Genomic DNA, 26,091 nt, shown 5'->3' on the forward strand with positions numbered 1-26,091 from the left:
GTGACATGGCGGTGACGATACCGTCGACGCCGAGTCGGGGCGCCGCGAAGAGGGGGTCACATGCGGTTGTAACGGCTCCGGATGAAGTTGTAGACACCGAACGCGGCGATCCCGAGAGCGGCCGCGACCAGCAAGAACTTGCCGAAGGGTGCCTCGCCGAGCGTCTTGACCGCGGCGTCGATGCCGCTGGCCTTCGACGGGTCGGCTTGCAGCGTCGCGACCACCACCAGCAAACCGGCGCCGCCGAGGACGATCCCTTTGGCGACGTATCCGACCACGCCGGCAGCGGTGATACCGGTGCCGCCGGAGACCTTCAGTTCGTCGAGGAACTTCTGCGACACGCCCTTGTACACGTGATAGGCGCCCACGCCCAGTACGCCGACGCCGACCCCGATCAGCAGCGCCCTACCCCAGCCTGACTGCATCAGTTGCGCCGACATCCCCGAGTTCTGCTGACCGCTCGACTGCCCGCTGCCCATCGCAAAGCGCGCTGCGGAGAACGCGATGGCGAAGTTCACGATGGCCAAACCCGCCGATTTGCCGCGTTTCCACGCAGGGTTGTCTTGACCGGTCGAGCGCTCGCCGGGTTTGGAGCCGATGACGGCCTCGGCGATACGCCACAAGCCGAGCGCGACCAGCCCGACCGCGACCACCCACAACATGACCGCGCCGCCGGTCTGGCTGCCCAGGGTGGCCAGCGCCCCGGACTGGTCGGCACTGCCTGCCCCGCCCACGAAGGCCAGTCGCCCGATGATGTAGGCGACGAGCAGGTGCAGCACACCACTGGCCGCGAACCCGATGCGAGCGGTGTACTCGAACGCGGTGCTGTCGGTTGCGCGGTCGGCGGCACCGTGCGCTGAGCGGTGCAGCGACGAAGCTGAAGGTCGGGCGTCCATCGGGCTCCTCCTGTTCGGATGATCGCCCGGGTACCCCAGATTTGACGCCGGTGAAACCACGGCCGTGAACGGCTGTGTCGACCTCCGACGACCGACTAATCGTGCCTGTTTTCGACGGCGGCCAGCAACAGCTTCATACATCTGCGCTGCATTCTCGCGTGGGCCGCGACCGCGCGGTCGGTGTCTTTGTTGCGAAGTGCCTTGATCACGGCCAGCGTGCCGGTGCGGCTCACCTCTATCGTCTCCGGTGCCGCGTCGAAGATCGCGTCGATCGCAACCGCTCTCGTCCGCCGTACGGTGCGTGCCACCGCCGGCGCGCTCCCGACGTCGAAGAGCACGTCGAGGTACTCTTCGCACAGCGAGCCCACGGTCGCGGGGTCAGGCTCCGCGGCGAGTTCGACGGCGATCTTTGCCAGCTGCGAATCCGATTCCGGCGTCATTCGCTCGACGGCACGCCGGGCGATCAGCCCGTAAACCAACTCCCAGACCTCGGCGTTGTCGGCGATCGCGGTATCAAGCGGCAACACGAAGGCGCCGCGGTGCATTTCCAGCTTCACCCAGCCTTCCTGCTCAAGGATGACCAAAGCCTCGCGAACGGGCACCCGGCTTGTCCCGAGCCGTGCGGCGATGTCCTCTTGGGTCAGATGTTGGCCGTCGCGCAGCTCGCCGGACAGAATCTGGCGGCGTAGCCGGTCGGCGACGAGGTCACCACTACTTCGGCGCAACAATGCGGCGCTCCGCCGTGATCGTTGATTCAACTGCTGTGTCACCGCTTTCATTGCCCGGCGACACTCCGGCGCGGCCCGGTCCCGCGCGACGTACCGCCGGGGTGGCTTGGCTGAGCGACGCTTCAATCAGGTGACTGAGTATAGACGCCCCGAACCCGACGGACTGCTTTCCTCTGTCAAAAGCCTTATGCCGAGGCGACGGCGTAGGGTACCGTCAGAATGCAGAATGCAGAATGTATTCAATCGGTGGTGTCGGTCCGTGTGGAAGTGAGGAAGTGACGGTGCTCGACATCAGTCACTACCAGAGCAAGGCAACTGCCGGTGCTCGCTAAGGAAATTGAGAAGCTGGCCCAGCGGGTGAGTGAGTTGTTGGCCAGTGATCCGCAATTTCGCGAAGCGGTACCGGACCGACAGCTATCCGAGCACATGGTTCAAAGCGACTGCACGCTAACGGAACTGATGTGCATAGTCTGTGAGGGCTACAGTGACCGTCCGGCGCTGGGGCAACGCGCTCGCCAGATCAGCACCTCCGCCGAGGGGGAAGCCCTGCACCTGCTCCCGCGGTTCGACACGATCAGCTATCGGGATCTCTGGCGCCGGGTGGACGCCCTGAGTTCGGCTTTGGCCGATGCCGGTGTTCATGCTGGTGACCGGATAGCCATCCACGGATTTCCGAGTGTGGACTACACCACGGTCGACATGGCCATTCCGGTTCTGGGCGCGGTCGCGGTGCCGCTGCACGACGGCGCACCGATCGCGCAGCTGCAACCCATGGTCGATGAGACAGAACCGTCGGTGATGGCCTGCAGTGCCGATCGGCTGGGGCTGACTGTAACCCTCGCGATGGACGCCCAGACCCCGCGGCTGATCGTGTTGTTCGACGTCGTCGAGGAAGGGGCCGTGCATCGCGAGGCGCTCGAATCGGCTCGCTGCCGGCTCAGCGCCGCGGGCCGGCCGGTGGAGGTGGTAACACTGGCCGACCTGGTGACGCGGGGAGTCGCGTTGCCGGCTCCACCCTCACCCTGTTTCGACGATGAGCGCCTGGCGGCGATCATCTACACCTCGGGAAGCAGCGGGTCCCCCAAAGGCGCCATGCAACCGGAGGGCCAGGCCAAATCGGTGTGGGCGGCCGTGGCCGGCACCGTCGTCGAACACGGATTCGCGATTCCGGCGATCACGTTGAATTACCTGCCGATGAGCCACACCGGCGGCCGGGCCATGTTGTATTCGACGCTGGGAGCAGGCGGCACCGCCTACTTCACCGGCGCCAGCGATATGTCGACCATCCTCGATGACCTCCAGATGGTGCGTCCCACCCAACTGAACTTCGTACCCCGGGTCTGGGAGATGCTCTACCGTGACTTCTCCGACACGTTGGGCGATGGACGCGTCAGCGAGGATGAGGTGCTGGCGGACTGGCGATCGCGCGCGCTCGGCGGGCGCTATGTGACGGCGCTGACCGGATCCGCGCCCATCTCGGCAGACCTCGCGGCCTGGGTGGAGAAGCTGCTCGATTCCCACCTGATCGACGCGATGGGGGCCACCGAATCGGGTGCGGTGCTCGTCGACGGTCAAATTCAGCGACCGCCGGTAACCGACTACAAGCTCGTTGACGTGCCGGAACTCGGATACTTCAGCACCGACAGACCCCACCCGCGCGGCGAGCTGCTGATCAAATCGCGTGCGTTGTTCAGCGGCTACTACCGGCGGCCGGCGCTGACTGCGGCAGTGTTCGACGAGCAGGGCTTCTACCGAACGGGCGACATCGTGGCCCAGAGTGGTCCAGATCAGCTGCGGTTCATCGAACGGCGCAACAACGTGATCAAACTCTCCCAGGGTGAGTTTGTCACCATCTCGACCCTCGAATCGATATACGTCAATTGCGAACTAGTGCAACAGATTTACATCTACGGCAGCAGTGAGCAGGCTTATCTGCTGGCGGTCGTGGTTCCCAGCGCAGATGCGCTGGCCGCCCACCGGCCCGACGAGCTCAAGGAAGAGATCCTTCGCTCGCTTCGTCGCGGCGCCCACGCTGCCGAACTTGAACCCTATGAGATCCCGCGTGACATCCTCGTCGAGCCCGAACCGTTCAGCCTCGACAACGGTCTGCTCAGCGGCATCGGTAAACCATCTCGGCCGAAACTCAGGCAGCGCTACGGCGAGGTCCTGGAGCGGTTGTACGCGCAGTTCGCCGACGAACAGAGTCGCCGGCTTGCCCAGCTCAAAGAGTCCGCCACCGACCTGCCGACAATCCAGATCGTCCGCGCCGCTGCAGCGATCCTGTTGGGAATCTCAGAGCACAGTTGTCCCCCATCAGAACAGTTCACCAACTTGGGTGGAGATTCGCTGTCGGCGTTGACCTTTGCGCGCAGTTTGAAGGACATTGTCGGAGTCGATGTTCCGGTGGGACACATCGTCAGTCCGGCCGCCGACCTGCAGTCACTCGCGGACTACATCGACGAGGAGCGTCGATGCTCAGGTGCGCGGGCCACCTTCGACCAGGTCCATACCGGGGATTCTGCGATGGTGTCAGCTAACGAGCTGACGTTGGAGAAACTCATCGACGCGGACACCCTTCAGGGGGCGCCGACGCTGGCGAGCCCGACCTCCGATGTGAGAACAGTACTCATCACCGGTGCCACCGGGTTCCTCGGCAGGTATCTGATGTTGGATTGGTTACACCGAATGAGCAAGGTCGGTGGTCGGGTGATCTGCCCGGTGCGTGCCAGAGACGATGCTCATGCGCGCGCGCGGCTGGACGCGGTGATCGACAGCGGTGATTCCGCTGTGCTGGCGCGATATCGTGCGCTGGCGGCCGAGCATCTCGAGGTGCTCGCGGCCGACAAGGCGGCAACCGGTCTCGGGCTGGACGAGGTCACGTGGCAGCGTCTGGCGGATACGGTGGATCTGATCGTCGACTCTGCTGCTCTGGTCAACCATCTCTTGCCCTATCAGCAGCTGTTCGGCCCCAACGTCACCGGTACGGCTGAACTCATCCGACTGGCTCTGACGTCGAAGCAAAAACCAATTGCCTTCGTATCCACCATCGGCGTGGCAGCCGGCATCATGCTCGACGAGTCCGCCGAGGACGCCGACGTACGTCGGGTCGGAGCATCACGGCGGCTTGACAACGGCTATGCCAGTGGCTATTCCACCAGCAAATGGGCCGCAGAAGTGTTGCTGCGTGAGGCCCACGACCTGTGCGGTCTGCCGGTCACGGTCTATCGCTGCGACATGATCATGGCCGAGTGCACCTGGGTCGGGCAGCTCAACATCCCCGATGCGGTCACTCGGCTGATCCTCAGTGTCGCGCTCACTGGACTCGCGCCGCGGTCCTTCTATGCCGGCGATTCTGCGGACGGACGGCCGAGAGCTCATTTCGACGGTCTGCCCGTTGATTTCGTCACCGAAGCGATCACCACGCTGGCGTCCCGCCCATCCGGGGAATTCAAGGGTTTCCAGACGTTTCACGTGATGAACCCCCACGACGACGGCATCGGTCTGGATCAGTTCGTGGATTGGCTGGCCGAGGCCGGTTGCCGTATCGAACGTATTGCCGACTACCCAGAATGGCTGTCTCGGTTCGAGACGGCCTTGCGCAACCTGCCCGAGCGGCAGCGGCAGGCTTCGTTGCTGCCCGTGCTGGACGTGTACCGCCACCCGCAGATACCCATCAACGGCGCGTTCTGTTCCACCCGCCGCTTCCAAGCCGCTGTTGCCGAAGCCGGCATCGGGGTCGAGGGAGCCATTCCGCACATCGATGCGCCCATCGTCGAGAAGTACCTATGTGACCTCGAATTCCTCGGATTACTCGACAGCCAACGTCGCGGTGAGCACACCGACAACGACGTAACAACCGACAAGGAGCAATAAGTGTTCGACCACCTTGAGTTCGACGTCACCGGCTACCGGCCGACGCTGCAGCACTACCGTCGTGACTGGACTCCTGGACCGGGCCTGGCGTTGGCCGGGATATGGATCGGTGCCGTGGTCAGTGACAGCGCGGGTAACACCTACTGGGGAGTGCGCGGCTGTGACGACTTCATCGCAGGAATGACGCACGTGGTGTCGCCCATCTGTGGCTTCCGCAAGCTACCGAAACAACTGGACGCCGAGGCATCTCACCTGTTCACCGAATACTCGACCTTGGACTGGTTCGAACCGATGATGTACACAGCCGCCGAGGACAGCGTTGCTCTGATCTATCCCAGCGGACGCATTGAACGCAAAGACAGCGGCTTCCATTGGGTCGACGCATCCAACCGGTGGGAGCTACACGGTCACACGGTCAGCGATGCCGTGGTCACCCAGGTCCCCCGACAAGAAGGAATTGCCGACGACGTCTGTTATCGGCATGAGCTGATGTATCTGACCGGCACGATCGACGGTGTCGAGGTCTCGGGTTATGGGCATCAGGACTTCGCCTACGGCCCTCCGGGAAAGATCTACACCGAGCTGCCCATTGCGCGTCATCTGCAGGGTATGTGGGTGTCGTGGCTGCATGAGTACACCGATGGCGAGTTCGGTGGTGGCAGCTTCTGGCAGGGTCGCGACGGAATCTCCTTCGGCCCTGGGTATCTGCTCGAGGATGGCGTGACCACGACCTATAAGGACATCGAGACCACGGAGAAGTTCAACGAGGCGGGCAAGATGACGGAATTGCACGCCACGTTCGGTTCGGCGACGTATTCCTTCGACTTCGACTCCAGTGGCAGTCCGCTCCATGTATTCGGCCCGCTCACCTCCGCGCCGACGGGCAAGGAGTGCGCCCGCAGCTGGTGCTGGGTCGAGTACAGCGGGAACCTGCTGAACCCAGAACTGCTCGACGCTGCGAACGCGGTGTACGCGCTGGCGCGCGGAAAGTGACCGAAGGAGTTGCCCAGTGACGCCCTCGATGACGGTGCACCGTTGGTGATCGCGAGCCGCAGACCGTAACCATGACAAAGACGGACCGTGACCAGAGCAATGCGCGCCCCAGGCGCGATCTTGTTCGCCCGATGGTGGGACTGACCGCTCTGCTCGCCCTGGTGGGCATTGTGGTTCTGGCGCTAAGCATGTTTCGCGGCAGCTTCGCTGACACCGTCGCTGTGACCGTGGTCTCGTCACGGGCCGGCCTGGTGATGAACCCCGACGCCAAGGTCAAGCTCAATGACATCCAGGTCGGAACCGTAGCCGCGATCGAGCATCGATCCGACGGCAAGGCCGAACTGAGGCTCGCGATCGATCGCTCACAAATCTCGATGATCCCCTCAAACGTGGCGGTCAGTGTCGCCTCGTCGACCGTGTTCGGCGCGAAGTTCGTCGAGTTCACCCTGCCGGGTGATCCTGCGGCCACCCCGATCCGTGCGGGACAGATCATCGAAGGTGACCATGTCACCGTCGAAATCAACACGGTATTCGAGCAACTGACCTCCGTGTTGTCGCAGATCCAGCCCGAGCATCTCAACCAGACGCTCACTGCGCTGTCATCCGGCGTCAGCGGTCGCGGAGCAAAAATGGGCCAGATCATCAGCGACGTCGACGTGACGTTGGCTGCCTTGGAACCCAGCCTGGATATCCTCAGTCACGACATTGCGGTGGCGCCTCGGGTGTTGAACATCTACGCCGATGTGGTCGAAGATCTGGTCACTGTTGCCGATCGCACGGCGTCGATCGGCCGCATCGTGGTCGAGCAGCAACACGAACTCGACACGGTGCTGCTCAGCATCATCGGGTTCGGCGCCGCCGGGACCGACGTGCTGTCCACCAATCACCGGCCGTTGGCCGAACTGGTGGGACTGCTCGCACCCGTCACCGCTTTGACGCGGCAATACGATCAAGCACTGTATTGCATTCTGGCCGGCGCGGTGCCGCTGGCCAAAATTCCACCGGCTCGGGTGCCGGGTGCCGAGGTGATGGCCAGCTTCCAATGGGGGATGGACCCATACCGGTACCCGTCGGATCTGCCCAAGGTCGCGGCCACGGGAGGGCCCCAGTGTCAGGGTTTGCCCCGAATTCCTTATGAGACGCGCCCGCCCTACGTGGTCGCCGATACGGGCACCAATCCCTGGAAGTACGGAAACCGCGGTATCACGCTCAATACGGCCGGAATGAAGGAGTTTCTGCTGGGGCGTCCGCTCGATGGTCCACCACGCAATTCGTCGCAGATCGGAATGCCCGGATGAGCCGCTCCGGGGTCACCATGGCCAAGTTCGGCGTGTTCGTGACCGTCATGTCGCTGTTGACGGTGTGTTTGTTCGCGGTATTCGGCGAGTACCGGGGTGGGGCGAGCACTCGATATTCGGTGGTCTTCGACGATGTCTCCGACTTGCAGCCGGGTGACTCTGTGCGGGTCGCCGGTATCCGGATCGGCTCGGTGAACTCCGTGTCGTTGCGACCGGACAAACGGGTGCTGGTCGGCTTCGACGCTGATCGGCACGTTGTGCTCACCACCGGAACTCGTGCGGCGGTGCGGTACTTGAACCTGGTCGGGGATCGCTACCTCGAGCTGATTGACGGCCCTGGCGATACGGTCAGCCTGCCCGCGAATGCAGAAATACCGGTTGACCGCACGATGCCCGCTCTTGATCTCGACGTTCTGCTGCACGGACTCAAGCCCGTGGTCCGGGGCCTGGACCCGCGCGACGTCAATCAGTTGACCTCGGCGTTGATCCAGATCATGCAGGGACAAGGTGGAACGGTGGAATCACTGCTGTCGCAGACCTCCTCGTTCACCAACGCCCTCGCCAACAACGGACAGGTGATCGAAACACTGATTGACAATCTCAACATCGCAATGGAGACGCTGCGCACCGAGGGCGAGCACTTCGGCGGTGCGGTCGACAAGCTGCACCGACTCGTCGAAGAGCTCGCGACAGAACGTGAGCCGATCGGTGCAGCAATCGAGGCGCTCAGCGATGGCACCGCCTCGCTGGTCGGGCTTCTCGGCGAGGCGCGCGCGCCGTTGGCGGCCGGTGTTGATCAGCTCCACCGGCTTGCTCCCGCCATCGATGCGCAGAAAGATCTCCTCGATGGCGTTCTGCAGAGGTCGCCGGAGAACTATCGCAAGCTCGCACGCATGGGTGCATACGGGAGCTTCTTCAACTACTACCTGTGCGGGGTGACCGTCCGCGTCTCGGATCTGCAGGGCCGCACGGCGGTGTTCCCGTGGATCAAACAAGACACGGGCAGGTGTGCGGAGAATCCATGAACAGATACCGCGGCAACAAGCTCATTCGTTCCGGTTTCATCGGCGTGACGCTGGTCGTGTTGGTGATCGCGATCGGACTTCGACCCGAGCACGTGACTTCCTGGGCGAGCGCGATTCGTTACCAGGCGGTGTTCTCCGAGGCAGGGGGGTTGGCCGCCGGCAACGCCGTGAAGATCGCCGGGGTGACCGTCGGCAGTGTGACCGACGTGTCGCTCCAGCGTGGCGAAGCGCTGGTCACCTTCACGGTCAGGAGCAGCGTCAGTCTGGGATCGGAAACAACTGCACACATCCGGACCGGAACGCTACTCGGCCAGCGGGTGTTGACGCTGGAGTCGTCCGGCGATGACTCGATGTCCTCGATGCAGCGCATCCCCGTCACGCGCACCTCGTCACCGTATTCGCTGAGCGAGGCGGTGGGCGATCTGACCACCAACGTCGCAGGTACCGACACCGAATCGCTGAACCATTCACTCGACGTGCTTTCGGAGACACTCGACCAGATAGCACCCCAACTCGGACCGACCTTCGAGGGTCTGACGCGACTGTCTCGGTCGTTGAACAGCCGCGACCAGACAGTGGCCGAATTGCTGGCGCACACCTCGGATGTCACGAGCATACTGGCCGAACGCAGCGACCAGGTGAACAGCCTGATCCTCAACGCCAACGACCTGACCAGCGTTCTGGTGGAGCGTCGTGAGGCGATCGTTTCTCTGCTGGCATCGACATCATTGCTGGCCCAGCTGATTTCGGGAATCATCGAGGACAACGAGGAAGAACTGGCGCCGACGCTGGAAAAACTCAATGACATCGCGGCGATGCTGGAGAAGAATCGCGACAACATCGGCAAAGCGATCCCCGGCCTGGCCAAGTTCCAGAGCGGGCTCAGCGAGTTGGTGTCGAGCGGGCCGTATTACATCGGGTACATCCCGAATCTGACTCAGGGAGCACTGCTCCAGCCGTTCCTCGACTACGCTTTCGGATTCCGTCGTGGCGTGGACGCCGGCCAGCCGCCAGACAATGCCGGTCCCCGCGCCGAGATTCCGTTCCCCTACAACGGCATTCCGGAACGTCAGGAGCACGCCGGGTGATGAACCGCAAGAAGTTGCTCACCATCACGATGAGTCTGCTGACCGTCACACTGTTCGCCGCGACTGTGTTCCTGGTCCGACAACACCACTTCGGTCCGGTAACCATCACCGCCGACTTCAGCACTGCGACTGCGATATATCCCGGTGACGAGGTACGGGTGGCCGGAGTCAAGGTCGGCACCATCTCCGCGATCACGCCCCAGCCGAGCTTCACCCGGGTGAGCATGAGTGTCGATCGTGGTGTGCCGATTCCCGCCGACGCCGGCGCGGTCATCGTCGCGCCCAACCTGATCTCGGCGCGCTACGTGCAATTGACGCCGGCCTATCTGGACAGCGGGCCGCAGATGGCCGACGGAGCGTCAATTCCGCTCGGGAAAACCGCAGTGCCCGTGGAATGGGATGAAGTCAAGAAACAGTTGACACGCCTGGCGACAGAGTTGGGACCGAGCGGCGCAGATCCCGATACAGCCACCGCCAGGTTCATCGACAGCGCTGCCACCGCGATGGCCGGCAACGGCGATGCTCTGCGTCAGACGTTGACCCAATTGTCCGGCGTCGGACGCATTCTTGCCGAGGGCAGCGGTGACATCGTCGAGGTCATCAAGAATCTTCAGACGTTCATCTCCACGCTACGCGCCAGCAGCACACAGATCGTGCAGTTCCAGGACCGGTTGGCGACGCTGACCAGTGTGCTGGACGGCAGCAGATCCGACCTGGACCAGGCTCTGGTCAATGTCTCCGAGGTCGTCACCGACGTCGAGCGCTTCGTGCGGGGGAGTCGCAACCAAACCGCGGAGCAGATCCAGCGGCTTGCCAATGTGACGCAGAATGTCGTCGACCATCAACGCGACCTCGAACAGATCCTGCATGTCGCCCCCACGTCGATTGCGAACACCCTCAACATGTTCGACCCCCGCGACGGCGGTGCCACCGGCATCTTCACCCTGTCCAACATCAGCAATCCGGTGCAGTTCCTCTGCGGCGCGATTGGTGCCATCGAGAACACCACAGCACCCGAGACCGCCAAGCTGTGCGCCCAGTACCTGGGGCCGGCATTGCGGCTGATGAACGTCAATTACATACCGCTACCGCTCAATCCGCTGCTGAACCCGGCGCCGGCGCCGGAGTACCTTGTCTACACCGACCCCGCACTGGCGCCCGGGGGTTCGGGTGGCGCGCCGGTCCCTCAGACTGCGCCCTCGGTGTCGGCCTACACCGGTGCCGGCGACGTAGCCCCACCCCCGGGTTATGGGCCGGTGCCGCCAGTGACCGCAACCGACCTGGAAGGCTTGATGCTGCCACCGGCCGCGGTCCCGCCGACCGCAGCTGCACCACCCCTTGCTGCCGAAGGACCCACATCATGAGCACCATCGGAACCGCAAAAGCGGGAATTGCCGCGGCCTGTTCTGTCGTGTTGGTCACCACCGGATGCAGCTTCCAGGGCGTGAACTCGCTGCCTCTGCCGGGGGTGGTCGGCCGCGGATCTGATGCCGCGGTGTATCACGTGCAGGTCAGTAACGTCGGTACGCTGGAAACGAATTCACCGGTCATGGTCGATGACGTCATCGTCGGCAGCGTCGCCAAGATGACTGTTTCAGACTGGCGAGCCAACGTCGAGATCTCGGTGCGACCCGACGTTGAACTGCCCGCCAACGTGTTCGCCAGGGTCGGGCAGACGAGTCTGCTCGGCTCGATGCACATCGCGCTGGACCCACCGCTGGGCCAAGCGCCCCAGGGGCGCCTCACTCCCGGGGCGACCATCCCGATCTCGCAGTCGGCGGTGTTTCCTTCGACAGAACGCACGCTGTCCAGCGTGTCGACCGTGGTCAACGCCGGTGGGTTGGGTCAGATCGGCGACATCATCCACAGCTTCAACGCAGCGTTGAGTGGTCGTGAGTCCGAAGCACGCGACATCTTGGCGCGGCTGGACAGATTCGTCGGTGTCTTCGACCGTCAGCGTGGAGATGTCATCGCATCCCTGCAGGCGCTCGACAGACTGGCGTCAGGACTGGTCGTCCAACGCGAAGCGGTTCGCCGGGCGCTGAACGATATTCCGCCGGCACTGGATGTGCTCATCGCCCAACGAGCGCAATTCACCACCGCTTTGGAGCACTTGCGGACGTTCAGTGACATCACTCGTACCGTGGTCAGAGACACCCAGACCGACCTTGTCGAGACGCTGTCCAATCTCGACCCCACCCTACGGGCGCTGGCCGATGTCGGACCCGACATCGGCGTGGCACTGGCCTTTCTTCCCGTCATGCCCTTCGGCCAGAACCTGATCGACCGCGGCGTCCGTGGCGACTACATGAACCTCTTCGCCGTCATGGACCTCACCGTCCCTCGGTTGAAGCGCACCTTGTTCTCGGGAACGAGGTGGGGCGACCCGCACGCCCTGTTGGTCCCCGCCCCCGGCGATCCCGGTTATGACACGTTCTACGGATCCAACCCGCTGACAGCTCCGTTGGCGGCACCACCGGCCGATGACCCGCCACCCGAGAATCCGACACCCTCCGAGCCGCACAGCGCAGGCCCGGTGCCTGCCACCCCGCCGGGAGCACGCTGATGCTGACTCGTTTTGTGCGCCTTCAGCTGATCATTTTCACGATTGCGTCGATCATCGGCGTCACCACGATGGTCGTTAGCTACCTGCAGGTGCCTACGCTGCTGGGCGTCGGGCGAATCACGGTCACCCTCGAATTACCGCGTGGCGGTGGGCTTTACCGGCTCGCCAACGTCACCTACCGGGGCGCGCAGATCGGTAAGGTGGCCGATGTGACGCTGGCTGGGCCGGGGGCCGAAGTCACGTTGCTGCTGGACAGGTCGACGAAAGTTCCCGCCGATCTCGTGGCCGAGGTGCGTAGTGTCTCGGCGATCGGTGAACAGTACGTCGACCTGCGGCCGCGCAGCGCCGGGCCGCCCTACCTGGCTGACGGATCGGTCATTTCGATCCGCGACACCGAGGTGCCCCAGCCGGTGGGGCCGATGCTGGACCGCACCAGCGCGCTGCTGGGTAGCATCCCCGGTGAGCAGGTGTCGGCTCTGCTGGACGAAACGGCCCGGGCCTTCGATGGCGCGGGTTACGACGTCGGGTCCCTGATCGATTCTGCGGCAGTGGTGGCCAAGGACAGCCGTGGCGCGGCCGAGCAACTGCGCATGCTCATCGACGACTCCCGGCCGCTGCTCGACGGACAGATCGAGTCCGAACAGGACACCCGCACCTGGACTCGCAGTCTGGCCAACGTCACCGATCAGTTGGTGACCAATGATCCGCAATTGCGCACCATCCTGGCCTCGGCGCCGGGTGCACTAGGGGAAGTGACGGAGCTGCTCGACAGCGTGCGGCCGACACTGCCGGTGTTGCTGGCCAACCTGACCAGCGTCGGCCAGGTGGCGGTGACCTATTTGCCGTCCTTGGAACAGCTGCTGGTCCTGGTGCCGCCGTTCTTTGCCAATCTTCAGGCGATCGCGCCGAACAACAATGCGACCGGACTACCGCTGGGTGACTTCCGGATCCAGATGAACGACCCGCCGGCGTGCACCGTCGGATTCCTGCCACCATCGCAGTGGCGCTCACCGGCGGACACCACGACGGTCGACACGCCTGAAGGCCTCTACTGCAAATTGCCTCAGGACTCACCGATTGCAGTACGAGGTGCGCGGAATTTGCCCTGCATGGCTCGGCCCGGCAAGCGGGCGCCGACGGTGGAAATCTGTGACAGCGACGAACCATATGTGCCGCTGGCGATGCGCCAGCATGCGTTGGGTCCGGCACCCTTCGACCCCAATCTGGTGTCACAAGGTGTTGCGCCCGACGACCGAACCACATTCCAGGAGCGGATCTTCGCCCCGCCCGAGGGCACGCGCCCACCGGCCGAGGCAGGGGTGGCGCCGCCGCCCCCGCCATCTGCATCCGGCGCGCCGCCGGCAGCACCGAGCTCGGCGCAGAGTCCCGCAGAGGTGGCGCCCGCGGTCGCGGTGCGGACCTACGATCCGCGTACCGGGCGCTATCTCGCGCCTGGTGGAACGGTGGGACAGCAGTCCAACCTGGCAACGGCCACGCAGCCGACGGGTTGGCAGGATCTGGTCATCGCCCCGGAGTATCTGTCGCCATGATCCACCTGAACGTTGGAATTGCCGCCGCGACAACGCTGTCGACGGTCGTCGCGGCCGCTGTCGCCACGCCGGCCAATGCCGCGGTGAACCCTGCGTTGAACGGGGTCTACACCGCGACATCCGACGGCCAACGGTCAAAGACGAACGAAAAATTCCGTGTGATGCCCAGCGTCGTCAGCAGGTGGACCATGGAATCAACGTGCTTGGGTGCCTACGACTGCTCCGGCACGGTCAGCAGCGATGCCGGCTGGACGGCGGACCTTCTCTACGCCAGCGGAATGTGGTTCGTCCAACGTACGCTCCCGGGTTGGCAGCACTGCGAAGACGGCAGCACCGCCGACGGTAGGCAGATCATCAAGTTCCACGAGGATCCGAACGACACACTGCGCTACGTCGGATGGGACACCACAGCAGGGCCCAGCGGTGCCTGCGGGGTCAACCGCCCGGTGTTCATCGAGATCCCCTTCTCCCTGGTGCCACAGTAGGTCTGGCCCCACCGGGGGCGAAGCCGGTGGCCCGCGCTGGGCGGTGCATTTGTGGATGAAGTCGCCGTTGGGGATAACTGCGCGTTCGTGTCGGAATCTGTCGGCGGGCCGGGTCATGGTTGCGTACGTGACCGGAACACAGAGTCGCGGCGAACTCGGGGCTTGGGGCGAGCAACTGGCCGTTGACTATCTTCAGCGGATTGGACTCTCTGTGCTGCAACGTAATTGGCGGTGCCGCTACGGCGAGCTGGACATCATCGCTGCCGAGCTCAACACGGTGGTTTTCGTCGAGGTGAAAACCCGTGCCGGTGATCAGTTCGGCGGGGCGGTCACCGCGGTCACCCCGGCCAAGCTGCGGCGGTTGCGCCGCCTGGCCGGGCTGTGGCTGGCGGGCCAGGACCGCAGCTGGGCGCACATACGAATCGACGTGATCGCCATTCAGGCGGGGCGACGCCGGGATCCGGAGATCACCCATCTACAGGCGGTGGCGTGATGGCGTTGGGGCGGGCGTTCTCGGTGGCGGTGCGCGGTGTCGACGGTGAAATCGTCGAGATCGAGGCAGATATCTCCTCGGGTCTGCCGGGTGTGCATCTGGTCGGCCTGGGAGACACGGCCTTGCAGGAGTCGCGCGATCGGGTGCGCGCGGCCATTTCCAACTGCGGTTTCGATTGGCCCAAGACCCGGCTGACGCTGGCGTTGTCGCCGGCAACCCTGCCGAAAGTGGGGTCGGTTTATGACCTGGCGCTGGCCACGGTGGTGCTGGCCGCCCAAGGGAGGAAAAGCTGGCCTGGCTTGGAGAAGACGGTGTTGCTCGGTGAGCTCGCCCTCGACGGCCGGGTGCGGCCGATCAAAGGGGTGCTGCCGGCAGTGCTGGCCGCTCGCAAACACGGCTGGCCCGCCGCTGTGGTGCCCATCGACAACCTGGCCGAACCGACATATGAGTAAAGACAGTTATTGCGGTATGATGCTCCGCATGTCTAGAACGAAAGAAACGCCGAGGTCAGCGGCTATATATGCGCGTATCAGCCGGGATCGGCGGGGTGCTGGTCTTGGTGTGCAACGGCAAGAGCAAGAGTGCCGCGACCTTGCGGCGCGGCTCGGGTGGGGAGTCGCGGAGGTCTATGCCGACAACGATCTGTCGGCGTACAGCGGTAAGCGGCGACCGGAGTATGAGCGGATGCTTGCGGACGTGGCGGCGGGTCGGGTCGGTGCGGTGCTGGCGTGGCACACTGACCGGCTTCACCGTTCGCCGGTCGAGTTGGAGCGGTATATCGACGTGTGTGAGGGGCGGCGGGTGCCGACGCACACGGTCCAGGCGGGACCGATTGATCTGGCAACGCCGTCAGGGCGCATGGTGGCCCGACAGTTGGGTGCGGTGGCCCGGTATGAAAGCGAAGTGAAGACGGAGCGGTTGAGGTCAACGATGCGTCAGCAAGCGGCGCTGGGGAAGTACCACGGAGGCAGTCGGCCATTCGGCTATGAGAAAGACGGTGTGACCGTTGTGCCGGAGGAAGCCGCCGAGATTGCGAAGGCGGCGAGCGCGGTCGCGGGCGGTGAAAGTTTGCGGAGCGTTGTCCGTGATCTGAACGTGCGGGGTGTGCCGACAGCTACCGGCAAGGTGGGCAAGTGGACTTCGCAACAGTTACGAGAATTGTTGCTACGCCCACGCATTGCGGGGCTATCGAGTCACAACGGTGAGGTGGTCGGTGCCGCCCAGTGGCCCGCGATTATTGACGAGCCGTTGTGGCGGGCGGTCGTGGCGGTGCTGAGCAACCCGGCGCGTCAGACGAATGTGGGCCGCGCTGGGACGGCCAAATGGTTGGGGTCGGGTTTGTATGTGTGCGGTGTGTGCGATGAGCGGCAGATGCGGGTCAGTCTCGGAAAGTCGGGCGCTGACAGCCGTATCCCGATGTATCGGTGCAATAACCGGGATGCGGTTCCCGGTCGGCACGTGACCCGCAACGCGGTCGCGCTGGACACGTTCGTTGAGGAATTGGTGATCGAACGGTTGAGCCGACCGGGTGAGGTCGAACGGCTGACGCGGCGCGATGACACGGTGGACACCTCGAAACTTCGCGCCGAGCATGTGGAGATCGCGGAGCGTAAGGACGAGCTGGCGGCGTTGTTCGGTGACGGCACCATCGACGCGGGCCAGTTCGCCACCGCGAGCAAGCGGCTGAGCGCACGCGAGGACGAGATAACGGACGCGCTGGCGTCGGCGGGATGGCGGTCGCCGCTGGCACCGCTGGCGGGCGGCGACGTTCGGGAGTTGTGGGCGGGTCTGACGTTGGGTGCGAAACGGGCGATCCTGTCCACGGTCGTGGACATTGTGGTGTTGCCGAGCAAGCGTCAGCCGAAGGGCTGTATCGACCCTAACGCGGTCGGGGTGCGTTGGCGTATCGACTGAACGGCCCGCCCATAGGGGAGCGATGGACGGGCCGACACTACTTACGACGCAGCGGTGGGTGTCTCGGTTCCCCTCAGTTTTCGCCGCGCATGGATAAGCCGGTCGCCGCGCAAGGTGTAGACGATGGTGCCGTCACGGGGCGGGGTGTGTTCGGGCGGTAGCTCATGCCGGTACACGGCGGTCACGTCCGCACCGTCGAGCAAGGCGTCGACCCGGTCACGCTGACGCTGTAGCTCGGGGCCAAAGTTGTACCAGTCGCACTCGGCGGCGGCGAGACGGGCCACCTCGGCGCGGACCTTGCCGATGAGGTGCTCGCGGAGACCGTGCGCGACGGCGGGGTCGCGGTCAGCCCGTGGCACCGCGATCCTTCGCCCAGCGGGACAGCGCGGCGTGTTGCGCGCGGCGGCTCCGCTGACTCACGGGCTTGGGGGTGGGGTCGTCGGTGCTGATCTGTTTCAGCAACCGCGCCACCAGCCCGTCGCACAGCCGAATTTCCGTCGACAACCGGCACAGGTTCTTCGCGTCGGTCGGGTCAGTGTTGTCATACCGCCCTTGCAAGTGGACCCGGCGGTCAACTGTCGCGGCGATCATGTCGAGGTGTTGCCGCTCGGCGGGTGTCCACGACAACCGCACACCAGCGGCCTCCGCAGACTTCGACAGCTCCGAATCCAGTTCCGCGAGCAGCTGTTCCGCCTCCCGCGACCGCTTCACCATAAGACCGAGAATAACCCTGGCAACCCCCGAAACGAACGCCAACTACGTCCAGAGCACAATCCACAGTCCTGGCCGTGGGGGGTTTTGGTGCCGGGGAGGGGGTGGTGCCGGGGGTGGTGTTTTGGGTGGCTGTGTGGCTGTGTGCGGGTCGTTTGTGGTTGGTGTGGGGTGGTGGTGGCTGGGCGGGTGTGGGGTGGCTGTGAGCGGGGTGGGGTGAGGTGTCCAGTTTTGGACAGTGGTGGTGTGGATTAGGTTGGTGTGCAGCTTGTCTATCGTGCGCGGAGACGGCGGTGAGGAAGCCGGTGAAGGTGTGCGAACAGAGTGCGGGGGCGAGTTCACGGCGGCGCGACGAGATGCCCGGTTCTGTTGTGGCCGTTGCCGGGTGGCCGCGCACCGTGCCCAGTCTGTCGAGTCGCACGCAACGTCACAGCGGAGAAGGCAACGGGGCAACACGAGCCCGCCAGAACTAGCGGGCACCGAACGACGTTGTCTGACTTCGCTCGTGAGTGCTGACGTGGGCGTGGGAAAGCGTGAGAAGAATGTCGTGATCCCGTGCCGAATTGAGCGCGGTGGTCGATGCTTGACGGTGTGTTGAGCCGTGAGGGCCGGTGTCGGCGGGTGGCGCGTCAGCGTGGGTGGTCGGTGTTGGTGCGGCGGTCGGTGCCGGGGCTGTATGGGTTGCGGCAACCTCACAGCAGGTGTCGCATCGACCTCGACATCACCGCCCTAGAAGCGGCGCTCGGTATCGGCCCGGTACCGACCTCAGCTCCGACGTGGATGGCATTGGCCGCGTGTCGCGGCGTAGACCCTGAGACGTTCTACCCGCCCCGAGGTGACCGCGCGGCGGTCCAGCGGGCACGCAAGGTCTGTCGCCGGTGCCCAGTCGCTGTGGAGTGTCTGGCCTTCGCGGTGGAGCGTCGTGATCCGTTCGGTGTGTGGGGCGGCACGACTCGCAACGAGCGCGTGGCCCTGCGTCGGGAGTCGGCACACTGAGTTGTCGGCGTGTCTGACCGTGTCGTGACCGGATGGTCGCTTACCATCTACGCAGGCCCCTCCACCGTTTTCCCGAGAGAGAAGGTGGGACATTGGTCGCCACAGCGAAATCACTGTTGCTTGAACTTCAACGCCGGGGTTACGGCGGTTCATGGGGTCATACCAAAGAGGGTGCTGATTGCACGATCCTTCGAGGCCCGAACGGCAGGATCGACCCGCCGTTCGTCATTCACCGACGTAACCCGCTGTACCCAGACAACGGCGACTTCTGGTGGAAGCTCGGATCGACTGTTCACCGCGTACCCCTCGACACGGACACGTCCCAACTGGCGGACGCATTGATCGCGTCGTTGGAGGAGGCCGGAGTCTGACCGTTCACAACGGTGGGCACAATTCGCGGAGCGGTTCCCACTGAGGACAAGGTGTCCAACGTGTTTGGACACCTTCGGTTCGTGGACCCAGGTCAAAGCGAACTTGCCGAAACCGCCTACGTCTCAGCCTTAGCCGAAGCGACAGGCCCGTTTGTCGACACCAAAGCGCCCCGACGTGGTGTGCCTGATTGAACACGTCGGGGCGCTGGCCCGCCCACCGGCCTCGTTGAAGGAGGAGTGAGGAACCCCGAGGCAGTGGGCGGGTGGCCGGTGCTATGGCTGATGGAACCGGCCACCCGTGTCTATCAGCTTCCGCCGACGCCGACCGCGACGATGGCTTGCTGGTGTGGGAATCCGAACCCGACACGGCAGGTGACCCGGACGGCCAGCGAATCGGAGCCGAAGAAATAGTCAGTGCTCACGTCGAGGGTCACGTCACGCCGGATCACCACGAACACCTTCGCCTTGTCGACGGCCCACACCCGTCCATCGGGGAGGTTGGTGCCGTCCGCGACCGACACTAGGGGCACGCCGAGCACGCTGTCGGCCACGGCTTTGGTGGCATCGCCGACCGTGGACGCCAGCAAGGGTTGGTTGCTGTTGGCCTCGGTTTTGAGGGTTTCGATGTCAGCGACGGTGTCAGCGGCGGCAACGAACGCGGTGGCGGTGGAGCCGACCTTGCGCAGTTTCGTCTTAGCTTCGACGGCCCAGTCGAGGTTGGTGAACGCCGATCCGGCGGTGACGAACTGGGTGTCGGCCAGGGATTGCAACCCGCTGGGTCCGTTGGTGACGCTGTCTCCGAAAAACGCGCTGTCGATTCGTCTCGCAACGCTTCGGGCGAGGGATGCCTGGACGACGGCGGTCGCCTCGGGCGAGCTGTCCTGAGCCAGTTCGGAACTGACTTTCACCAGCGCGGCGACCTTGAGCGGTCGGACGACGAGTTCTCGGGTGACGGGGTCGGTCAGGTCGATGTCGAAGCCTTCGGGCACCCACGCGGCGGCAGCATCTATGTCCACGATGGGGATGCGGAAGTCGCGGGCGTTGGTGTTGACGACGGTTGCGACTTCGGGCCGCAGGGCGACGGATTCGTCTTGGATCGGGCGGGTGATGAGTTCGCCGACTTCCTCGGGGGTGAGGATGCCGGATGCAGCGTCGGACAGGAAAGCCATTGTCGGAACCTTCGGTAAGGCAACGACGGTGGGCCGTCCCGCTGTGGGGACAGCCAGCGTCGTTGTTCAGTTACCGCAGACGCCGACCGGCTGGCCTACGTCAGCCCGACCGGGCCGAAAGCCGAATTGCCCTACCGGGCAACCGTTGTCAGCGATCTTACCGCCGTCCTCGGACAGCCCCTTGGAGCAAGTCTTGAAAGCTCTTTGTCTTCGCGTCGGACAGGTCGGGGACACCTCGGGCGGTCACCGCGCTGGCGGGCGCAGCGGCATGGACTCCATGCCGCTTGGATAGGTGGGGGTGCTGTTGGACGACAACAGTGAGAGCGGCGTGCACCAGCCCGGGGTCGACATCGCCGTGCGCGTCTCGCAGTTCGGCCAGCGGTGGCCCGTAATGCGTGAAGTCGGAGGGATCGTGAAGCCGGTCGCTTACCAGCGATTCGACCTCTCGTTGCTGGACGGTGTCCAGGCGGCTTTGAAGGTGGTCGCGTTCGGCGGTCAGCGTCTCGATGGTGCTGGCGTGTTCGCGGGCCTTGGCTTTCCACCATTCGAGGGAGCGGGGCGCTGGTGGCTTGTCCTCTTCGGCAGCCGGCGGCTGGTCCTCGGTGGGAGTGTCCGTCACATCGGTGTCCTGGGGTGGTGGGGTGGTTCGTGCGTCTCCGGGCGTCTCGGAGCCAGGAGCGGGGGTGTGGGTCGTCATTGGTCCTCCAAAGATTGTTGGTGCAAGGCGATTTCGATGGTCCGGTACAGGAAAGCGAGGGTGACGTGCCCCTGCAAGTGATTGAGGCGGGCGACAGCGGCGAACAGGCGAGGATCACGGTCACGCGCCGCGATCACCGCCAGTTCAGCCATCAGCCGCTCCTCGTCATGGAGCCGGATGCCGGTTGCCCGGTCGATGTCATGGCCGTTATCCATCGTCTCGTGTGGCGGTGCGGCGGGCGATGTCCTCGGCTTCCTCGGCGGCGTAGCGTGCGATGGCCCGTTCGAGCCGCTTCATGGCCTCCTCGTCGCCACGCAGCTTGAGAATCTCGGCAAGCTGGGCGCACAGCGCCGCGAGGAGGTGGTAGCCGCGATGTTCCTCGGTGGCCTCAGCAGTGAGGTAGCCCAGCATTCGAAGGTCATTTTGCACCCAGGCGCGTACGGCCATACCTGCCCGCTTACGGTCACCGGCGGTGGGGTTCGGATCAAGGTCTGGCACAGTCATACGTTCGATTCCCCCTTTGAGGTTGCCCGCCAGGTCAAGTCTTGGGTGCTGGGATCGAAGCCCATGACGAGTTCGCCTCGGTGCCACATGTTTAGCGCGGCAGCGTCGACGTACATGTCGGATAGTCGGTCACACGCCGCCCGAACGTCATTCTCAGACAGTGGGCCATCTCCCAGTATCTCCGTGAGGAACCGCTTCTGGTCCACCTGCGTGATGAAGTTGGTATCGGTCATCGGTAGTGATTCCTCTCTTTGTGTTCATCTTTCTTCTCGCCAGACGCGGTAGGCGCGGTTGGCGCGGTCTTTGTTGCACCGCAGTACCTTCCGTGCGTCTTCGGCGGTTCTCGGTGGCGGGTCAGCGGCGTTGAGTAGTGCAATGTCGGCGGGGTCGGCGGTTTCGTCGGGGTCGCGGTCGCAACGTGACGGGTTGAGGACACGCCACGGGCCGAGGCCGGTGCTGACCTCGTAGTCGGTCGCGAGGACGAACGTGCCAGCCGATTGCTCGGAGCCGTGCTCGGGTCGTGCCGCGTGACGACGGACGCCGCCGTGCCGGTCCTTGTTGACGAGTAACAGGGCGGTACCACCGTTGCCGGGACTGAACGGGCGGGTGGCTTTCACGCGCAGCGAAGTACCGCCCAGCGCACGGCGTTTTGCGGCGGTGCCGCCTGGACCCTTGGCGCGACTGTCGTTGTTCTTCGCGAGGTGGTCAATCGCGATGACGGCGGCACCAGCGCGGGCGAGCGGTTTAAGCACGTTCGTGTGGGCGCGAGTGAAGTCGTCGGCGTTGTTGGAGTCGGCCTTGAGAGTCGGAAGCAGCTCACCAATTGAATCCACGACCGCGACCGTGGGTTGCCAGTCCTTGCAATCCTTGACCACCTCGAAGATGTCGAGAGCACTTTCCGGTTCGCAGTACCGGAAGCGGTTGAGGTCGGCGAGCGCGGCGCGGTTCGCGCCCAGCATGAGCAATCGAGCGACAGTGGCCTCGACGCCGTTGTGGTCGAGGTCCAACACGAGGGCGGTGCGGCCCGCGTTGAGCGCTTCGACGGTGGCGGCGAGTGCAACGAATGTCTTGCCAGATTCGGGGTCGCCGAACAGGACGTTGACCTGTCCTCGGTAGAGAAGCCGGTGCCCGTCGATTCGTTGCAGCAAGTCCGGTTCGGGTGGCTCGGGTAGTTTGCCCGCAAGCAATGCGGCCACGTCGAAGTAGCGAGGCGGCGTGTTGATTTCAGCGTCCCAGGACCGAGGACCGGACCCCTTAGTCCTGTTTTCGGTCCTGGCATGTTTGCGCTGGTCAGTGCTATGCGGGTTTTCGTCAGGACTCTCACAGGACCGAGCGGACCCTACGCCAGGACCGCCTACCGAGTCCGGACCGAGTCCGGAGTCCGCTGTTTGCTCGTCAGGTGGTTCCGGACCGGGGTCGTCGGGATGCACGTCATGCAGGGCTTGGCCGTTGTGGCGGGCCTGAGCCGCGTAATACTCAGCCCGTTCCTTGCCGTAGGCGGGGTCGGAGTAGTTCTTCACGCAGCCCCCCGGCGCGCCAAGTCCTCAAGACGGCTCCGGTGCTCGGGGAGTAGTCGCCACACGGCGCGGAGCGTGCGTGAATCGAACAGTGGTGCCACACCCAGGCTTTCGAGGTAGTTCGCGGCGGCGATCACGGCGTCGGCCTCGGCAAGCGTCATGTCTCCGTGACAGCGGTGTCGGTCGTGGTCCGGGTCGCGCACGCACCCGCACGGTTCCAGCGGCGGTAGCCGTAGAGCAGCGGTTCGGCGGGCACCGTTGGCGGGGCGGTGCGGTAGGCTTAGGTCCGCGTTTGTGCGACGTGTTCGGAGCGGGGCCGGTGGATTCGGCCCCGTTTCTGTTTTGGTCATTCGTAGTCGGTGTCCTCGGGGGTTACGCCCATAAGAAGCAGGCGGATACGGGTGATCTGGGCTTCGGTGAGCGGGGGCGCGTCCGCAACATGGCGGCGGATCGCTTCACGCTCGGCGTCGGTGAGGTGGCGGCTCACGACGCGGTGAGTGGGGTGGGGGTGACCATGCGTCGCACGTCGTCGCGGTGGACGAGGAATCGGCCCGCGCCGACTTGGAGGGCGCGGATTCGTCCCGACTTAGCCCACCGTAGGACGGTCTTGTCGGTCGGAGTGTTGAGGCCGTCGCGGCTCAGTTCAGCGAGGACGCGGGAGATGCGGTCGAAGTCAGCAGGGTTCATCGGGGGGCGGTCCTTAGCGGCTCAGCGGTCAGTTACGCGCCGTTCCGCTGTTCCAGCCTCACCCGTTCGGTGGCGTCAGTGGCTTACCGCCAAGTACCGGACGTGACGCCCGCCCGTGTTCAGAAGACTAGCCCTCGTCGGACCCTTCGGGCAAGACCGACATAGCCGACAAAGTGGCTGTGAGAGAACAGGTTCCGTGTCATTCTGTGTACTACGCGATCACAACTGTCGGTATTTGTGGGTTTGTCTCAATTCAAGACTCGCCGAGGCCAGCCTGGTCGACGGGATCGAGGTGTGGGGTGCACGCACCCTGCGCCAGTTGCACACATGGTTGCGGGGCAGGGGGGAGCTCGACGGCCGGATCGACCATCCCGCCCAGAGTCCGGACTGCGCCATGGATCTGGCCGACGTGGTGGGCCAGCCGCAGGCCCGTTTCGCCGTGGAGGTGGCTGCCGCCGGAGGGCACAACCTGATGATGACCGGACCACCGGGCGTGGGAAAGACCATGTTGGCGCAGCGGCTGCCCGGCCTGTTGCCGGCGTTGTCGCACACCGAGGCGCTCGAGGTCACCGCGATCCACTCGGTGGCCGGGATGCTCAGTGGACAGGCCCCGCTGATCACCCGGCCACCGTTTGTGGCACCGCATCACACTTCCAGTGTCGCCGCACTTGTCGGCGGCGGCTCGAACATGGCCCGCCCTGGCGCGGTCAGCCGGGCCCACCGCGGCGTGCTCTTCCTCGACGAGTTCGCCGAGATCACCACCAGCGCATTGGAGGCGTTGAGAACGCCACTGGAAGACGGTCATATTCGGTTGGCCCGCCGCGACGGCGTGGCAACCTATCCGTGCCGCATCCAGCTGGTGCTTGCGGCCAACCTGTGTCCGTGCGCACCGCCGGACCCGCGGGACTGCCAATGCGGAGCCACTGAACGGCGGCGATACCGCAGCAAGCTCTCCGGCCCACTCCTCGATCGTGTCGACCTTCGAGTGGAGATGCACACGTCGCGCGCCGGGCCTTTCGTCGATACGGCGGAGGAGTCCACATCGGCTGTGCGTGAACGTGTCTGGGCTGCCCGCCAGGCGGCGCGAGAGCGCTGGCGACCCTATGGCATCGCGACCAACGCCGAAGCCGGCGGGACGTTGCTCCGTCGAAAATTCCGACTCGGCGCCGAGGCGATGACCCCGGTGCGAACCGCTGTCGACCGGGGCGCACTGAGCATTCGCGGGATGGACCGCACACTGCGCGTCGCGTGGAGCCTGGCCGACCTGGCCGGGCGGACGTCGCCGACCAAGCAGGATGTCGCCACGGCGCTCAGTTTCCGGCAGGGGACACACTGATGGACAACACCGATCGCCGCGCCTGGGCGTACCTGTCGCGGATCTGCGAACCGCCCAATTCATTTCTGGCCGAACTCGTCGGCGCGGAGGGACCGGTCGCAGCGGCGCAACGCATCCGGGCACGTCAGGTCGACGGTGAGCTTGCCCGCGTCACCGAAGCGCGCCATCACATCGACTCCAGCCACGCCGATCTCGAGGTGCTCGACCGACTCGGCGGACGTCTGATCACCCCCAGCGACGACGAATGGCCGCACCTGGCGTTTGCCTCCTTCGGCCGCCCGGCACTGGCGAAGCGGCCCTACGGACATCCTCCGCTGGTGCTGTGGGCGGTGGGTCCCTCCAACCTGACCGACGTCGCGGCGCGGTCGGCTGCGCTGGTGGGCACGCGGGCGGCCAGCCCATACGGCGAACACGTCACCGCCGAGTTCGCTGCCGGGCTGGCCGAGCGCGACGTGACGGTGGTCTCCGGCGGGGCCTACGGCATCGACGGAGCAGCACACCGTACGACGCTGGCCTGTGACGGGGACACCGTGGCGGTACTGGCCGCCGGTATCGATGTCCCCTACCCGTCAGGTCACTCGGCCTTACTGCACCGCATCGCCCGCAGCGGGCTGGTTCTCACCGAGTATCCGCCAGGAATGCGGCCCACCCGTCGGCAGTTCCTGGCACGCAACCGATTGGTCGCCGCGCTTTCCGGAGCCACAGTGGTGATGGAAGCCGGGGTACGCAGTGGCGCGGCCAACACCGCCGCGTGGGCCACCGCGCTGGGCCGTCAGGTGTGCGCCCTGCCTGGACCGGTGACCTCGGCGAGTTCGGCGGGATGCCACATCATGATCGCCAACGGCACCGCACGGTTGGTCACCCGCGCCGCCGACGTGGTCGAAGCCGTCGGCCGCGTCGGTGAGCTCGCGCCCGAACCGGATCGGCCCACCACCGAGCTCGACGGTCTCGACGACACCGAATTGACGGTGTACGACGCAATACCGCGCCGAGGTGCCCGCACCGTGGCCGAGATCGCGATCCGGGCCGGTCTGCCGGTGGCCGACGTGTTGGGACCGCTGGCCATGCTCGATCTACGGGGATTGGTCCGACAGGGGGAGGACGGCTGGAAGCTGGCCAAACGTTCATGACGTCCCAGGGCGGCCCCTACGGCCTGCGCAGCGCTCGTATAGTCGCAGACAAAGGTCGTCGGAA

25 protein-coding genes and 2 pseudogenes are annotated in these 26,091 nt (G+C 64.8%); 15 read left to right on the forward strand and 12 right to left on the reverse strand.

Annotated features, from left to right (window positions below):
* Window positions 1–56: 56 nt before the first annotated feature.
* Together KXD98_RS09615 and KXD98_RS09620 are read right to left on the reverse strand one after the other, a co-directional pair.
* Window positions 57–896, reverse strand: coding sequence for a DUF1206 domain-containing protein (locus tag KXD98_RS09615; RefSeq protein WP_260763672.1), 840 nt, complete (start codon window positions 894–896; stop codon window positions 57–59).
* A gap of 95 nt (window positions 897–991) precedes the next feature.
* Entirely contained in the window at window positions 992–1,666 is a 675-nt protein-coding gene (locus KXD98_RS09620) for a GntR family transcriptional regulator (protein WP_260763674.1), read from the reverse strand.
* A 279-nt stretch (window positions 1,667–1,945) separates the two neighbouring features.
* On the opposite strand from KXD98_RS09620, the gene car reads away from it, so the two are divergent.
* From car to KXD98_RS09680, 12 genes and pseudogenes are all read left to right on the forward strand, one after another.
* Window positions 1,946–5,497, forward strand: a complete 3,552-nt coding sequence (gene car, locus KXD98_RS09625) for a carboxylic acid reductase (RefSeq protein ID WP_396882805.1) — start codon at window positions 1,946–1,948, stop codon at window positions 5,495–5,497.
* Window positions 5,498–6,490 carry a hypothetical protein gene (locus KXD98_RS09630; RefSeq protein ID WP_260763687.1) on the forward strand — a complete coding sequence of 331 codons (993 nt, stop codon included), beginning with the start codon at window positions 5,498–5,500 and terminating at the stop codon, window positions 6,488–6,490.
* A gap of 131 nt (window positions 6,491–6,621) precedes the next feature.
* Window positions 6,622–7,788 carry an MCE family protein gene (locus tag KXD98_RS09635; RefSeq protein ID WP_260763689.1) on the forward strand — a complete coding sequence of 389 codons (1,167 nt, stop codon included), beginning with the start codon at window positions 6,622–6,624 and terminating at the stop codon, window positions 7,786–7,788.
* Window positions 7,785–8,813, forward strand: a complete 1,029-nt coding sequence (locus tag KXD98_RS09640) for an MCE family protein (RefSeq protein WP_260763691.1) — start codon at window positions 7,785–7,787, stop codon at window positions 8,811–8,813. Before KXD98_RS09635 ends, KXD98_RS09640 begins: the two co-directional genes overlap by 4 nt.
* Window positions 8,810–9,901 (forward strand): MCE family protein, encoded by a 1,092-nt coding sequence (locus KXD98_RS09645; protein WP_260763699.1) that lies wholly within the window; start codon window positions 8,810–8,812, stop codon window positions 9,899–9,901. Before KXD98_RS09640 ends, KXD98_RS09645 begins: the two co-directional genes overlap by 4 nt.
* Complete coding sequence (locus tag KXD98_RS09650) at window positions 9,901–11,265, forward strand: MCE family protein (protein ID WP_260763700.1); 1,365 nt, start codon at window positions 9,901–9,903, stop codon at window positions 11,263–11,265. The genes KXD98_RS09645 and KXD98_RS09650 overlap by 1 nt, the downstream gene beginning before the upstream one ends.
* Window positions 11,262–12,467 (forward strand): MCE family protein, encoded by a 1,206-nt coding sequence (locus tag KXD98_RS09655; RefSeq protein WP_260763702.1) that lies wholly within the window; start codon window positions 11,262–11,264, stop codon window positions 12,465–12,467. The genes KXD98_RS09650 and KXD98_RS09655 overlap by 4 nt, the downstream gene beginning before the upstream one ends.
* Entirely contained in the window at window positions 12,467–14,017 is a 1,551-nt protein-coding gene (locus KXD98_RS09660; RefSeq protein ID WP_260763704.1) for an MCE family protein, read from the forward strand. The genes KXD98_RS09655 and KXD98_RS09660 overlap by 1 nt, the downstream gene beginning before the upstream one ends.
* The gene (locus KXD98_RS09665; protein ID WP_260763706.1) at window positions 14,014–14,502 is read left to right on the forward strand and encodes a hypothetical protein; all 489 of its coding nucleotides are present in this window, start codon (window positions 14,014–14,016) and stop codon (window positions 14,500–14,502) included. Before KXD98_RS09660 ends, KXD98_RS09665 begins: the two co-directional genes overlap by 4 nt.
* A gap of 115 nt (window positions 14,503–14,617) precedes the next feature.
* A complete protein-coding gene (locus KXD98_RS09670; RefSeq protein WP_260763709.1) occupies window positions 14,618–14,995 on the forward strand; it encodes a YraN family protein in 378 nt (125 codons plus the stop codon).
* A pseudogene (locus KXD98_RS09675) lies at window positions 14,995–15,432 on the forward strand (magnesium chelatase domain-containing protein); the annotation flags it as partial. The gene KXD98_RS09670 and the pseudogene KXD98_RS09675, both read left to right, overlap by 1 nt.
* Before the next feature lie 31 nt (window positions 15,433–15,463).
* Window positions 15,464–16,909 carry a recombinase family protein gene (locus KXD98_RS09680; protein ID WP_260763714.1) on the forward strand — a complete coding sequence of 482 codons (1,446 nt, stop codon included), beginning with the start codon at window positions 15,464–15,466 and terminating at the stop codon, window positions 16,907–16,909.
* A 41-nt stretch (window positions 16,910–16,950) separates the two neighbouring features.
* Here KXD98_RS09680 and KXD98_RS09685 read toward each other — a convergent pair whose 3' ends face one another.
* Both KXD98_RS09685 and KXD98_RS09690 read right to left on the reverse strand, forming a co-directional pair.
* Window positions 16,951–17,268, reverse strand: coding sequence for a hypothetical protein (locus KXD98_RS09685; RefSeq protein ID WP_260763715.1), 318 nt, complete (start codon window positions 17,266–17,268; stop codon window positions 16,951–16,953).
* On the reverse strand, window positions 17,255–17,623 hold the full coding sequence (locus KXD98_RS09690; protein ID WP_260763717.1) for a hypothetical protein: 369 nt from the start codon (window positions 17,621–17,623) through the stop codon (window positions 17,255–17,257). The genes KXD98_RS09685 and KXD98_RS09690 overlap by 14 nt, the downstream gene beginning before the upstream one ends.
* Before the next feature lie 618 nt (window positions 17,624–18,241).
* Here KXD98_RS09690 and KXD98_RS09695 point away from each other — a divergent pair.
* A complete protein-coding gene (locus tag KXD98_RS09695; RefSeq protein WP_260763719.1) occupies window positions 18,242–18,616 on the forward strand; it encodes a WhiB family transcriptional regulator in 375 nt (124 codons plus the stop codon).
* A gap of 676 nt (window positions 18,617–19,292) precedes the next feature.
* Here KXD98_RS09695 and KXD98_RS09700 read toward each other — a convergent pair.
* The 8 genes from KXD98_RS09700 to KXD98_RS09735 form a co-directional block, all read right to left on the reverse strand.
* Complete coding sequence (locus tag KXD98_RS09700) at window positions 19,293–20,156, reverse strand: phage major capsid protein (RefSeq protein ID WP_260763721.1); 864 nt, start codon at window positions 20,154–20,156, stop codon at window positions 19,293–19,295.
* 157 nt (window positions 20,157–20,313) lie between these two features.
* Window positions 20,314–20,853, reverse strand: a complete 540-nt coding sequence (locus KXD98_RS09705) for a hypothetical protein (RefSeq protein WP_260763723.1) — start codon at window positions 20,851–20,853, stop codon at window positions 20,314–20,316.
* Window positions 20,850–21,005 carry a hypothetical protein gene (locus KXD98_RS09710; RefSeq protein ID WP_260763725.1) on the reverse strand — a complete coding sequence of 52 codons (156 nt, stop codon included), beginning with the start codon at window positions 21,003–21,005 and terminating at the stop codon, window positions 20,850–20,852. The genes KXD98_RS09705 and KXD98_RS09710 overlap by 4 nt, the downstream gene beginning before the upstream one ends.
* 55 nt (window positions 21,006–21,060) lie before the next feature.
* Window positions 21,061–21,357, reverse strand: coding sequence for a hypothetical protein (locus tag KXD98_RS09715; protein WP_260763731.1), 297 nt, complete (start codon window positions 21,355–21,357; stop codon window positions 21,061–21,063).
* 257 nt (window positions 21,358–21,614) lie between these two features.
* Window positions 21,615–22,553, reverse strand: a complete 939-nt coding sequence (locus KXD98_RS09720; RefSeq protein WP_260763734.1) for an AAA family ATPase — start codon at window positions 22,551–22,553, stop codon at window positions 21,615–21,617.
* Window positions 22,554–22,873: 320 nt separating this feature from the next.
* On the reverse strand, window positions 22,874–23,035 hold the full coding sequence (locus KXD98_RS09725; RefSeq protein ID WP_260763736.1) for a hypothetical protein: 162 nt from the start codon (window positions 23,033–23,035) through the stop codon (window positions 22,874–22,876).
* 185 nt (window positions 23,036–23,220) lie between these two features.
* Complete coding sequence (locus KXD98_RS09730; RefSeq protein WP_260763738.1) at window positions 23,221–23,361, reverse strand: hypothetical protein; 141 nt, start codon at window positions 23,359–23,361, stop codon at window positions 23,221–23,223.
* Complete coding sequence (locus KXD98_RS09735; protein ID WP_260763741.1) at window positions 23,358–23,561, reverse strand: hypothetical protein; 204 nt, start codon at window positions 23,559–23,561, stop codon at window positions 23,358–23,360. The genes KXD98_RS09730 and KXD98_RS09735 overlap by 4 nt, the downstream gene beginning before the upstream one ends.
* A gap of 259 nt (window positions 23,562–23,820) precedes the next feature.
* Here KXD98_RS09735 and KXD98_RS09740 point away from each other — a divergent pair.
* Window positions 23,821–24,897, forward strand: a pseudogene (locus KXD98_RS09740) (YifB family Mg chelatase-like AAA ATPase); the annotation flags it as partial.
* Complete coding sequence (gene dprA, locus KXD98_RS09745; RefSeq protein WP_260763743.1) at window positions 24,897–26,027, forward strand: DNA-processing protein DprA; 1,131 nt, start codon at window positions 24,897–24,899, stop codon at window positions 26,025–26,027. The pseudogene KXD98_RS09740 and the gene dprA, both read left to right, overlap by 1 nt.
* Window positions 26,028–26,091 lie beyond the last annotated feature (64 nt).

The organism is Mycobacterium sp. SMC-4, assembly GCF_025263265.1.
Classification (GTDB): Bacteria; Actinomycetota; Actinomycetes; order Mycobacteriales; family Mycobacteriaceae; genus Mycobacterium.